Origin of the sequence: Shouchella clausii, from assembly GCF_002250115.1 — a bacterium.
GTDB lineage: Bacteria > Bacillota > Bacilli > Bacillales > Bacillaceae_D > Shouchella > Shouchella clausii.
In genome coordinates this window covers 980,135-992,461 of the sequence record NZ_CP019985.1, presented here as the reverse complement: position 1 = coordinate 992,461, position 12,327 = coordinate 980,135, and the positions used below count along the sequence as shown (strand labels likewise).

Sequence of the window (12,327 nt, the reverse complement as noted above, 5' to 3'; positions counted from 1 at the left end):
ACAGCAATGGTACCGTCTTTTTATTGTACATAATACAGTGCCGTCTCTACCCTTGATGATAGACAAGGGCAGTCTTGCTGTCCCTTGTATTTATGTAAACGTTAATGATTTGCAGGTTGACAATTTTGCAACGATCGCCTACGATGGCACCATTCGATGGACAAAGAGGTGGAGCGCAAGTGCATATTGCCGATCAGATTTTGAAAAATGGAGGCATGCTGCCTCATAGAACCGCATTGGTCTATAAAGACCGGACACGTACGTATCGTGACGTGGAGACAGACTTGCACAGCTATCGAAACGCCTTGTCGGCTAAAGCGAAGGAATATGGGCTCGGTCGCCCGCTTGCTTTTGCAATTGACATTGAAAACCAAGATGAGCTGTTGCTTGTGTTTTTGGCAGCAGCAAGCTTAGGGTGGACAGGCATTCCGTTAAACAGGAAATGGACAAACAATGAACGTTTGCAGGCGTTAGCGCGTGCTGAAGCAGATGTGCTCTTTACGGATAGGCCCATTTCCGAAGCTGAATGTGCAGTGTGGCACAGCAGACAGGTCAACGAAACGACTGAAATAGAGGAGGAACCATTCGCTAAAGGGAACGATCTCTTTTACCTAGGTTTTACCTCTGGCAGCACAGGAGCGCCAAAAGCGTATGTCCGTACGCATCACTCCTGGACAACAAGTTTTCAACCAGCAGCAGAGACGTTTCAGTTGCAAAGCACAAACCGAGTGAGTGTGCCAGGCTCACTGTTCCACTCACTGTTTTTGTTTGCCGCTGTCCACACGCTCCATATAGGGGCGACTCTTTATTTAGAACCGACGTTTTCGCCGTTTGACGTTTTAGAAACGATAAAGGGTGAGCAAGTCGATGTGATTTATGGAGTGCCGACAATGATTGAAGCGTTTGTGAAGGCAAGTGGCAACGAAATTCTTGAACAAGTCGATGCCATCATTGTGTCAGGGGCTAAGTGGTCCAAAGTCCAGGTTGGCCGGGCGCAAACACAGTTTCCAAACGCAAAGCTGTATGAATTTTATGGTGCCTCCGAGCTAAGTTTTATTTCTAGTTTGCACCACAGTAGCCAAAGCACCCTTCCTCCGACGGCAGTGGGGCGGCCTTTCCCAGGGGTGACGATCCAAGCCGACGATGAAGGGGTATTGCATGTAAAGAGCCCTTACTTGTTTGCTGGCTACAAAGGAGGGGCGCCTGTAAAAGAGTGGGAAACGGTTGGCGACATCGGCTTTATTGACAAAACAGGGGTCGTTCACGTAAAAGGGCGAAAAGGCAATATGCTCATCATTGGCGGCATTAATGTCTACCCTGAGGAAGTGGAACAGTTGGCAAAAGAGATCGATGACGTTGAAGAAGCGATTGCGATTGACAAGGCCCATCCCTATTGGGGGAGCCAAATGGAACTTTACATAAAAGGCCGTCATTTGTCGCAAGAAGACAAAAAGCACATTCGCACACGCCTAAAAGAAGTACTGCCTCCGATTAAACGTCCACGGCGTATCCATCTTGTAGCGGCATTTCCACTTTTGCCAAGCGGAAAAGTGGACCGCCAAGCATTAAGGAGTGGCCGTTATGAATGATGTATTCATCGTAAAGGCAAAACGGACAGCTGTTGGCAAAATTGGCGGCATTCTAGCCACGCAGCGTCCAGAAGTGTTAGCCGCCTCTGTCATAAAAGAAATCGTCGCTGGCCTTCCTTTTCCTGAGATTGATGGAGTGGTGCTCGGGAACGTAGTTGGCGAAGGGGGAAATATAGCACGCCTTTCGCTGTTGGAAAGCGGTCTGCCTGTTGACGTGCCAGGGGTAACGGTCGATGTCCAATGTGGTTCTGGATTAGAGGCAATCATCGTTGCAGCAAGGCACATACAAGCAGGAGATGGCGATGTCTATTTGGCCGGCGGCGTAGAAAGCACAAGTCTTGAGCCGAAACGGATTGCCGCTAACATGGACGGAAATAGACGAGAGTGGCACCAGACAATCGAACGTGCCCGCTTCTCGCCGGAATCGCTAGGAGACCCCGATATGGCTGAAGCGGCAGAGAATGTGGCTGAACAAAGGAAAATTGGCCGGGATGCACAGGACGAGTACACCGCTGAGAGTTACAGGCGCGCATGGGCAGCAGAACAAAAGGGCCTTTTTCGTGACGAAAAAATTGCAGCACACCGTGATCTTGCTGACGAAGGCATTCGGCAAATGCCCGATCGGCTTTTAAAACGAGTTCCACCGCTCTACAGTGGTGGAACTGTAACAGCAGCCAACTCATGCGCAAAATCGGATGGAGCGGCTCTCGTATTGCTCATGTCAAAGCAAGCGTGCGTGCGTTACCGTATGAAACCGATGCTTGCATTTGTCGATGCTGCAAGAGCAGGCTACGATCCCCACTTTGCAAGTATTAGCCCAGTGCCTGCGATCCGCAAACTGTTGGCAAAACAAAAACAGGATCTATCAGACATTGATTTGATTGAGCTGAACGAGGCGTATGCGGTTCAGATGGTTGCGCTCCAACAAGAGCTTGGCCTAGACAAAGAAAAACTAAATGTCAGTGGTGGCGCTTTAGCAATAGGCCATCCGTACGGGGCATCCGGGGCGATAAACGTATGCCGTCTAGCAGCCGAAATGAAACGTCGTGATGCCAAGTTTGGCTTGAGCGCCATTGGTGCAGCAGGAGGGTTAGGAATAGCGGCGTTGTTTGCGAATGTTGTTGATATATAAAGGGATTTCTAGCGCTTTCCCAACATGTGAGAAGGCTTGTGAATATTGTTTATGGCATGATGAAATATAAAACCCTATACATTGCCGATAGTGCACGAGAAAGAAGTAGTTTAATAGGGTGGTGAAATGGCTATTTTTTTATTTTTAGCTTTTTAGATTACAACATAGGGTAGGGTACGGGCAATACTAAAGATTTAACCAAATTAACTGTTGATGATATACCAACTGCAAAGAGTTGGAACTTTAATAAATTCTTCAATTTCCCTTACAAGCAGTGAACTAGAGGAACTTTGGATAGATAGAAAGATTAGCGTCAGCTAGAGAACCTGGAGGTTTACAAAAAACAATCGCTGTAATTGCTAGGATAGCCACACATATTACTTCCATGGTCGAGAAACAGAACATGCTTCAAATGAAAGTCGCAGTTTTAGCGGCTTTTTTGTTTGATCGGTACAAGTTCTGTCCTGATCAAGGCCAAGAACTTGTACCAATGCCGTATAGGACAAGAAGATGGTTAATTAATGCATTAAAAAATCGTCGGCACAATTCCACCGTCCATCCTAATCGGGGAGCCTTTGAAGGCTGAGGCGTGAGGGCTGCACATAAAAGCTGCGAGTCTGCCGATCTCCTCTGGCCTGATGAAGCGCTGAATTTCGGACTGAGGCAAATTGGAGGCCATAAATTTTTTTTCTTTTTCGGAAAAGGACAACGACGGTTCCTCCTCCATGAACATGCCTTCAATGATTTGAGCTACATTTTCCGATAGCGTAGGACCTGGCAGGATAGTATTGACTGTCACTTCGGCACCTGCTGTTAATTTGGACACGCTCTTTGCCAATGACAGCAGCATCGATTTAGTCGCGGCATATTGAGGCATAAGTCCTGAAGGCATGACGGCCTCTTCGCTTGCGATGAAAAGGATTCGGCCGAAGTTTTGGCTCAGCATTGTCGGCAAATAAAATCGCACTAACTGGTTGGCAGCCAGCACATTTGTGCGGAAATACGTTTCCCACACTTCGTCATCGGCATGTTCATATTGCTTGATTTCATAGATGCCCATATTGTTAACGAGAATGTCGATGCTCGGGAACTGCTGACATAGCGTTTCCATTTGCTCTTTATTAGTGAGATCACCCGCTGCATTTTGAGGCGAGGTGGATGGAAATTTCGATTTGATCTCCTCTACCGTTTGTTGGACCGCTTCCTGGTTCCGTCCGTTAATGAGGACGTGAACCCCTTCTTTGGCAAGCTCCAGGGCAATCGCTTTTCCGATGCCTCTCGTCGATCCTGTCACTAAAGCCGTTTTATTTGTTAATGCCATTTCCATCTTGTCATTGCTCCTTCTGTTTCGGATAGAGACTATAATAACTTGTCTTCATCAGCCAGTAACTAGCCGTCTCCGCCAACATTCTTGCAGAATACGCCAAAAAGCAAAGGCAAGGTGGTTGGGCCTAAAATACCAAGTTCTAGGCAAAAAACTTGTTAAAACGCTGTTTTTCCTAACTTCATCAGCCGCCAATGTGCCGGGGTATCGCCTTCCCATATGCGAAAAGCGCGGTAAAAGGAGTTCTGGTCTTCATATCCGATCAGGGAAGCAATTTGTTTAATATCAAGCGAAGGGTCTGCCAGGTAAGCAAGAGCTAGTTCATGTCTAGCTTGCGTTAACAACTGCTTGAAGCTTGTATGTTCTTCCGCAAGTCGGCGCTGCAAAGTGCGGTCACTAATTCCAAGCTCGTGCGCGATCCTCCCAATGTCAGGACATCCATCGGCGAGACGGAGCTTAATGATCGATTTCACCTTTTCGGCAATGAAATGGACGTTGTCGTGTTCATAAATTGTGCGATCTAAGGCAGGCGTCAAAATCTCCAGCAGTTCTTCGTTATAGGAGACAAACGGTCGATCCAGATCGCTTCGGCGGAGAATTAGCCGGTTTCCTGTGGCATTGGTGCAGATCGGGCAGCCGAAGTAAGCTTCAAGTGTCCGTGAATTACCCATCGGTTGGGTGAATTCAACTCGATAGGCAGACAGGTTTGTTGCTGTCCCTCGTCGTCCAAGCTCCAGAAGACATGCCAATGTTAAGCCCATCAGCATAGGCGGGCCAGCCAACTCGCGTCCGCCATAAAGCCACTCCAATTCGATGACGCACAGCTCGCCATCCTCGGTGATGCGCAGGTTTTCGGGAGGGCATAGCTGTTTATACTGTGTCATTCGATGTAGGGCGTCGTAATAATTGCGAGCGTGATAGGTTGCCAAGAGCGACGGTGGATATTGGGCAGTCTCATAGGTGGTCGCAAGTTCGATGATGGCTGCCGCAGTTTCTCCTGCAAGTTCAAAATAAGCCTGCCAAATTGCAAAATATTGAGTTGTCGTTACAGCAGGCTCGGACATAATGGTCATTGGCAATCGGGCTTGGCGGGCTACTTCATGAGCAGGGATCCCTAATCGTCCAAGTCCTTCCCAGAGACCTTGCGGGATCTTAATTTGGTCAGCAGGTACCAGATTCATCATCAATCTACGTCCTCCTTTGGCAAGTCCAAGTAGAATAAGTATACTTAAAAATTGTAAAGGGCTGTAATCTTAGTGAACTACCCACCACTTATCACCCTTCCAGGTCGCTTGAAGTGGGGGCTTCTTGAGTAATCGCCACTTTTGGTAGCTGACGAATTTGACCAAGCTAACCCTCTTGTTCCAAGAGTTTATTTATTCATTAGGCAGTGGCTAATAAGCGAATCCCTTCTTTTTTGATAGTGATTTCTGAATTGTAAACTCTATCAAGGCTTCGTCCACAAACACATTGATAAGTACGTTCTGATAATGGCGGCATCTCTTTTATGGAACCACGTTGCTTTGGCCATAGCAAATCACCTCATATCATCGAATGTATGTTCTTACCATACCATATGAAAAGCTTTTCGGCTATCGCCCAACCGATATTCGTCTCCCCCTTACCGTTGGGCTACGCCCTTCACACGCTTGAAGAGGGGGACTTCTTTCGGAAATATGTTAAAACCATTAAAAATAACTATAAAAAAGCAGGGTGAAAATCACCCTACTGTGTCTGTAATAATGCAAAGGATACAGCCCAAGAAAAAATGCCAAATAGGATTAGAATCATAAGTACAATTTCAAAAGGGGTACGTTTTCTTTCCTGCCTGGCTTTCTTGAGCCTTCTATAAAAAACAAATGCACAAAATAAAAGGACGAAGTGGCTTAAATCTGATAAGGATTCCAAAAAAGCGATCATAAATGAGTGAACTCCAATCGTGTTGTGCTAGCCTTGCATCTTTTAATGGGCATGTTGTTTGTGCCTATTCTTACGGTAATATTCGATGTGCATAGGACGAGTGAAAATCAAATTGAAAAAGCGTTGTTGTATAACGATGTCCCAAACAGCCTGCCGGGTACAGGCTGTTTGTTTGTATGGAAAAGGCACACGCATTCTTTTTTACATCTCACTACTCTGTTGTTTTAAGCTGCAGCAATGCCCGCAAGTCGTCTTCGTTTAGCACTAAGTCTTTGACTGTATATTGCTCAAGCACCCGCAAATACGCGGCGAGTGCTTCGTGCAATACGCCTTTTAAGCGGCAAGCGGGATTTAATATACAGGTGTTTGTTTCGCAGTTAAAGCATTCAACGAGCTCAAGGTTGTCTTCTGTCTGTTTGACGACTTCGCCAATGTTGATCTCCTCCGGCTCTTTCGCCAAGCGAATCCCGCCATTCCTTCCTTTGACCGTTTCAATCAGGCCAAGCTTCCCGAGTTCGTGGGTCACTTTCGTTAGATGATTATAAGAAATGCGATAAATATCAGCTACTTGTTTGACGCTGGACAGTTTATGCTTTGGTTGTAATGCTAAATACAAAAGGAGACGAAGCGAGTAATCCGTATAAGAGGTTAATTGCATAGTTTTCACTCCAGAAAGTCATCTCTTCTACAGCATACCATAATTCTGCCATGTGGGAGGAAATGGGCGCTCGTTTGTGGCGAATTTTCAACAATGCCTATAATATGCATTTTAAATATTGATTTAAGAGGGTGAATGGCATACTTTAAATATATATATAAAATACTTATTTTAAGTGAGGCGATCACTCATGAGTACAGTGATGTTAAAAGAAGAATCGAAACGATTGGTGAAAGCAACTGTTCCTATTTTAGCCGAACACGGAGAAACGATCACGAAGCATTTTTACAAGCGAATGTTTCACCATCACCCTGAACTGTTAAACATATTTAACCGAACCAATCAAAAAATAGGTAGGCAACCTCAGGCACTGGCCAATTCGATCTATGCTGCAGCCCAGCACATCGACAATTTGGAAGCGATTTTACCTGTTGTGAAACGCATCGCCCATAAGCACCGCAGCTTAAATATTAAGCCGGAACAATATCCGATTGTTGGCGAAAATCTTCTTGCCGCGATGAAAGAAGTATTAGGAGAGGCAGCTTCCGACGATGTAATTGAGGCGTGGAGAGAGGCTTATGAAATCATTGCCGGTGTGTTTATTGAAGTAGAAAAGCAAATGTACGATGAAGCCAGCAAAGCTCCTGGCGGGTGGAGTGGATTTCGTTCTTTTGTGGTAGAGAAAAAACAGCAGGAGAGCAAGACGATTACATCGTTTTATTTAAAGCCGAAAGATGGAAATGAGATCGCCTCTTACGAACCAGGCCAATACATGACGGTAAAAGTGAACATCCCTGGTGATACGTATACGCATATGCGCCAATACAGCTTGTCAGACGCTCCAGGTAAAGGATATTATCGGATTTCCGTAAAGCGGGAAGAGGGCAATGCCGAATGTCCTCCAGGCGTCGTCTCCAATTATTTACATGAGCATATTGGTGAAGGCGACGTATTAGAAATGACTGCTCCTGCCGGTGATTTTATTTTAAAACAGGGAGAAGACCGCCCGATTGTTTTAATTAGCGGCGGCGTTGGCATCACGCCACTTATGAGCATGTTTAATACCCTTATGCAGCAAGGAACAAAACAAGAGGTGACGTTTATCCATGCTGCCATTGATGGAACCTACCATGCGATGCATGAACATGTAGCACAGACAGCGAGTCAGAAAGAAAATGTCCATTACGCTGTCTGCTATGAGCGACCTACATCAGAAGACCAAATGAATCCTTATATGAAGAAGCAAGGGTATATTGATGAGCAATTCCTTCGTTCCATGATTAAAGATCATCACGCTGATTTTTACTTTTGTGGGCCTATTCCTTTTATGAAAACGGTTTACCACGTCTTGAAAAACTGGGGCGTTCCAGAAGAACAAGTCCACTATGAATTTTTCGGTCCAGCGGGGACGCTCGCTTCTTCTTAAAAGCGTTCTTGCCCTATAAACAAAACGCACGAATGTTTACAAAGCGACATTCGTGCGTTTTCTAGTTTATAACGCCAGTAAAAGTCTGGTAACCATAGTTGCAATAGCAGTTTTAGTAATTGTCCGTAACGACTAAGTCATGGCCGGAAAGGTATCATACGTTTCCATTACTTCCATTCCTCTTGAAGGATTGCGATATGGGCCTGTAATGCATCAAATGCTTCAACCGTTAAGTGGCCAGCTGCCACATACTTCATCAGTGTGGTTTCCATCTGTTCTATTGAGCGCTTTGCTAACTGATAGGCTCGCCATTTTTCAAATAGGAACGTCACTTGGCATAAAGAGAGTAGTGAAGCATAAGCGATCACAGTCATGTCTTGGCGATAGCGTTGGACCACTTCCACTAAGCGTTTGGCTGATAGGTCTGCTTTGTTCAGGACAACGAGCCGCACAGGGTTCGAATACATACGCCATTTGTCAGGCAACTTTGCTGGATCGCCTTCTGTTTCGTAGTTAAATGGCTCATATTCATGATAGAGGTGGAAAAGCGTTTCCCCTGCTTTCAATGCCGTTAAGCTACTGCCGTCTGTATAGGCAACGCCGTCGTTTTCGCCAATTATGCGAATGCCTCCGCGCAGCGTGCTTGCTACGCCAGACCGTTCATGGACAGTAGCGCCCATTTCAGCTAAATTCAGCACATCTCCTTCTTTTACGACCTTGTATAACGGAATCGGATTGACACAAATTGGCATCTGGTCGGACCATTGCGGGTAGTCGCTGTAGATCATCGTAACGCCCCGTTTTTTCTTTGCTTGAATGCTCGCTTTGCTGTTGCTCGTACCGCCGACAAGAGGGATGCCGCGGTGCTTTGCATAGGAGAGCAAAGCTTGAGTCATCGTGCCGTCGCCTGGCATGCTAAACATCCCTAATTTTGTTAAGTGACGCGCTGTTTTTTCAGCAAATTGCAGTGCAGTCATTCCGTGAGGTGAAAGCCCGGCTAAAATATGCATGGCCCCGATGGCTGGGTGATGCGCTTGGATCGCAGCCATGACAACAGGGTTGAAACCACTTAAATAGACATGGGGTTCCATCTCATACTGGCGGATTAAATCAGCTACTTGTTTTTCCAAACCGTCTGTTTTGATTTCGATAGATAGAATTAATTCTTTTTCTTTAGCATAAACCAGCACTTCTTCAAGTGTCGGGATTTTGGCGTCGGGATAAAGTTTGTAACGCTCTTCCCACTCGGAATTGTCGGTTCTGTTCGCTGTCAATTGCTTTAACTGTGCGAGTGTCAAATCCCTCACATAGCCGCTTCCATCCGTCGTTCTGTCTACCGTGTAATCGTGGATGACGACTGGAATGCCATCTTTAGACATCATAATGTCAATTTCAACTGCTTCAATGCCCAACTCGGCTGCCAGTTCGATTGCAGGCATTGTATTTTCAGGCGCTAAGGAACAAACGCCACGGTGGGCAATCAACAAAGGCTGTTGATTTGTGCTATTTTCCAACTGGTACGCTTGTAAAGCAGCAACTGCTTTTTCAGGTATTGGCGTTTCGATGCCTTGGACGCCAATGGCAGCTAAACGGTGTATCGCTAATTCACTGTTAGCCCCATATGCCCATATCGTAATCGCCCGGCTGCGAAAGTAATGGATAATTTCAGCAGAAAGTGCTTCCGCTTGTACTAGTATTGTAAAACATTGGCATTGGCGGATGGCACGAATGGCATCGTCTCTTTTTTTCTTAGGCAACGTCTGCCCAGAAAGACGCAAGGCCCCCCGGTATTCATTGTTCCATGTTCTCATTGCTTCAATAATGGATGCTTGGCGAGAAAGGATAAAGACATCGTCTATCCCTTTCGTCTTAAGCAATTGATGGACATAAGGAACAAGGAAGTGCTCATTGATCTCGATCATCGGCAGCATTTTTTGTTTAACCGTATCTAGTGCCTCATCAAGCAGTACGCCACGATTGCTGGCGACAAGACTGCCGTTTCGCCATTCAGCTTTGATCAGAATAGAAGGGACATTGGCTGGCAGCGCGTCAGGCATACCGGTAGAGCTATCAATGATTGTAGGGCTTGCGACAAGAGCGGTTTTCGGCTCATTGACTTCTAGCACCTCTTCTTTAATAGAAGGTCTCGGAACAAGTGACGGATCGCCATTAGGGCCGAAAAGTAGTTTTCCTGGAGTTGGATGTGGCTGTTCCACAAAATCAACAGCAGGGTTTTTCGTGTCAATGGCGCTGACCCGTTCAAGGGAGTGCCCTTTGGCAAAAACACCAGGATGAGAAGAGAGGCCCATACAAAGGGCATTTTTAAAAACAACGGCATCGACAAGCTCTTTGTCCCGGTTAAGCAATACGACGGCATCGCCGCCGTTGGCCATTTGGAAGTTTCCACAGCCCCAATCGCAGTTTGGAAGGAGCTTAGGGACAGAGTCAATCGTTTCCTCCATTTCAAAATCAGCAGTAACGCCGTATAATTTTTTTACCGCTTGGGCATTGCGGGCAATTAAAGCAGCAGAATAAGGGGCAAGCATCGCTCCTTCCGGGAAATTGTACATCGCTTTATTCGCAACGCCGTTTTCCTCCACTTTATTGCCGAAATAAAAACCGCTAAGATCGATTGTTTCGCCAGTTATATTGGCGATTTCGACATATTCATTTGTGCCTTCATCAAAATAGGGCGTGTACATAAATTCAGTAATTAACAGCAACTTGCTTGGGGAGACAGGAATCCGTTTTGGCGGCCGCTGGATCGGCCCAGCGCGGAAAGCCGTACGCAAATCGCTAGACTGGGAAATACGGTGAATCGATTGGCCATTGCCATCCGCACGCGCCGTTACGCCACGATACTGTTTTCCCCGGTAGGTAATATCTTGCAAGTAAGGGACAAAATCAACGATACGGTTATGTCGATCCATGAGCAACAGCTTGTCGCCGTTATTGGCAAGGCGTATTTCGCCTGTGGACCAGTTCGCGTCAAGCATTGTTGGCACATCAGGGTCATCGTAAAGGCGGTTTGTGCTGAACCATGGAAATTCAAAGTCTGGAACCGCGCCATAAATGGCTTTAAAGATGAAACTAGACTGGGATAAAAACAGCTCTTGTCCAGGATGAATCAAAGTGCCATCAGGAAATTGCGCCATCCCTTCTCCTTCCCCGAGAAAAAGGGCATCGCCTATTTTGAATCCACTTAAATCAACGGTTTTGTCCTCAACGTTTTTTATGGCGACAAATTCTTTGCCATCATCTGCAGCGGGGGCGTCGTACATGTACTGGGATATAACGACTTTAGGAATGGGTGTGTCTAAAGCCCCTGTTTGTAGCGATTGTTCGGCATAGACCGTCCCAGGGGTTGCCGGACTCATTGGTAGAAAAACGGTTTGTTCTGTACTCCCGGCAGGAGGCAGCGCGAAATGAACCCCAAAACCGCCGGAAATGTCTGTAGCTTGATAACTTGCTTGAACCACCTCTTGTCCTGACAAGTTGTCAACAATGACGACAGCCCGTGCTTCACTATTAGAGAAAGCAGGGATATTTCCTGACACCTCACTCACTTGGCTTGAGCTTAATTGGCTCATGTACCTTCGGTTAAATGCCTCAAGGGTTTGTCCGCTCGTATTCAGCCAAAATACATGTGCTTGTTTGGGCAGGATCGTAATCGTCTCAAGTTCAAAAGGACGATCATCACGGCTATCTTCAGGATAGCGGAAGAGCAAATGGTAATCAGCGGACGAGTCCCGATTTCCAACAGACAAGCTGATGGAAGAGTTGTTGTATATTTCGAAAAACTCATAGTCGTCTCTGCCGTAATTATCTGGGTGGATTTCAGTAATTAGCAGAGCCGGTGTTGGTTTATTAACATGCATGGAAAGATAATCCTCCTTCATATTTAGCAATACTCTGCAACATATTCATACAAGCTCCATTTCGTAAGTTTTTTTTGCTGTTTTGTGCTCAAAAATGGCGTTTCCCCAACCTGAATAGGTTCAGAATTTGATTGTGGACTTCCCTCCCTTGTGAATGGGTTGATGCGCATCTACCATAAAAAAAGAGACAAGCGGAGAAAAAACAAGCGTTTTAAAAAAATAATTGAATGATGATGAAAGAAGCGCCAGTGGTGGGGTAAATGATGTGTAAACATTTTTAAGAGAGCAAACGGGAGAAAACTGCCAAAAAGCGGTGCCATTCTTTGTTTGTAAAGCGATACTGGATTTGTATTTCTTTAAAAAAATGTAAGTCTTCGGTTAATTTCCGTATTTAATAAAA

Annotated in this window: 7 protein-coding genes; 3 read left to right on the top strand and 4 right to left on the bottom strand. The window is 45.9% G+C overall.

Features of this window, described 5'->3' with window-relative positions:
- Positions 1–179: 179 nt before the first annotated feature.
- Positions 180–1,589, top strand: coding sequence for an AMP-binding protein (locus BC8716_RS04685; protein ID WP_157730354.1), 1,410 nt, complete (start codon positions 180–182; stop codon positions 1,587–1,589).
- Positions 1,582–2,721 carry a thiolase family protein gene (locus BC8716_RS04680; protein ID WP_094424160.1) on the top strand — a complete coding sequence of 380 codons (1,140 nt, stop codon included), beginning with the start codon at positions 1,582–1,584 and terminating at the stop codon, positions 2,719–2,721. Before BC8716_RS04685 ends, BC8716_RS04680 begins: the two co-directional genes overlap by 8 nt.
- Before the next feature lie 526 nt (positions 2,722–3,247).
- Here the strand turns inward: BC8716_RS04680 and BC8716_RS04675 are convergent.
- From BC8716_RS04675 to nsrR, 3 genes are all read right to left on the bottom strand, one after another.
- Positions 3,248–4,048, bottom strand: coding sequence for an SDR family NAD(P)-dependent oxidoreductase (locus BC8716_RS04675; protein ID WP_094424159.1), 801 nt, complete (start codon positions 4,046–4,048; stop codon positions 3,248–3,250).
- A gap of 155 nt (positions 4,049–4,203) precedes the next feature.
- Positions 4,204–5,229, bottom strand: a complete 1,026-nt coding sequence (locus BC8716_RS04670) for an AraC family transcriptional regulator (RefSeq protein ID WP_375071271.1) — start codon at positions 5,227–5,229, stop codon at positions 4,204–4,206.
- A gap of 947 nt (positions 5,230–6,176) precedes the next feature.
- Positions 6,177–6,623, bottom strand: a complete 447-nt coding sequence (gene nsrR, locus BC8716_RS04660; protein WP_094424157.1) for a nitric oxide-sensing transcriptional repressor NsrR — start codon at positions 6,621–6,623, stop codon at positions 6,177–6,179.
- Between the two features lie 190 nt (positions 6,624–6,813).
- Between nsrR and hmpA the strand changes: the two genes are divergently transcribed.
- A complete protein-coding gene (gene hmpA / locus BC8716_RS04655; protein ID WP_094424156.1) occupies positions 6,814–8,049 on the top strand; it encodes an NO-inducible flavohemoprotein in 1,236 nt (411 codons plus the stop codon).
- 167 nt (positions 8,050–8,216) lie between these two features.
- Here the strand turns inward: hmpA and BC8716_RS04650 are convergent, their stop codons facing one another.
- Positions 8,217–11,927 carry a glycerophosphodiester phosphodiesterase family protein gene (locus BC8716_RS04650; RefSeq protein ID WP_169715910.1) on the bottom strand — a complete coding sequence of 1,237 codons (3,711 nt, stop codon included), beginning with the start codon at positions 11,925–11,927 and terminating at the stop codon, positions 8,217–8,219.
- Positions 11,928–12,327: the final 400 nt, after the last annotated feature.

Coding starts and splice junctions, on each gene's coding strand:
- BC8716_RS04680 (WP_094424160.1), top strand. CDS start 1,582: ATGAATGATGTATTCATCGTAAAGGCAAAACGGACAGCTGTTGGCAAA.
- BC8716_RS04675 (WP_094424159.1), bottom strand. CDS start 4,048: ATGGAAATGGCATTAACAAATAAAACGGCTTTAGTGACAGGATCGACG.
- BC8716_RS04670 (WP_375071271.1), bottom strand. CDS start 5,229: ATGATGAATCTGGTACCTGCTGACCAAATTAAGATCCCGCAAGGTCTC.
- nsrR (WP_094424157.1), bottom strand. CDS start 6,623: ATGCAATTAACCTCTTATACGGATTACTCGCTTCGTCTCCTTTTGTAT.
- hmpA (WP_094424156.1), top strand. CDS start 6,814: ATGAGTACAGTGATGTTAAAAGAAGAATCGAAACGATTGGTGAAAGCA.
- BC8716_RS04650 (WP_169715910.1), bottom strand. CDS start 11,927: ATGCATGTTAATAAACCAACACCGGCTCTGCTAATTACTGAAATCCAC.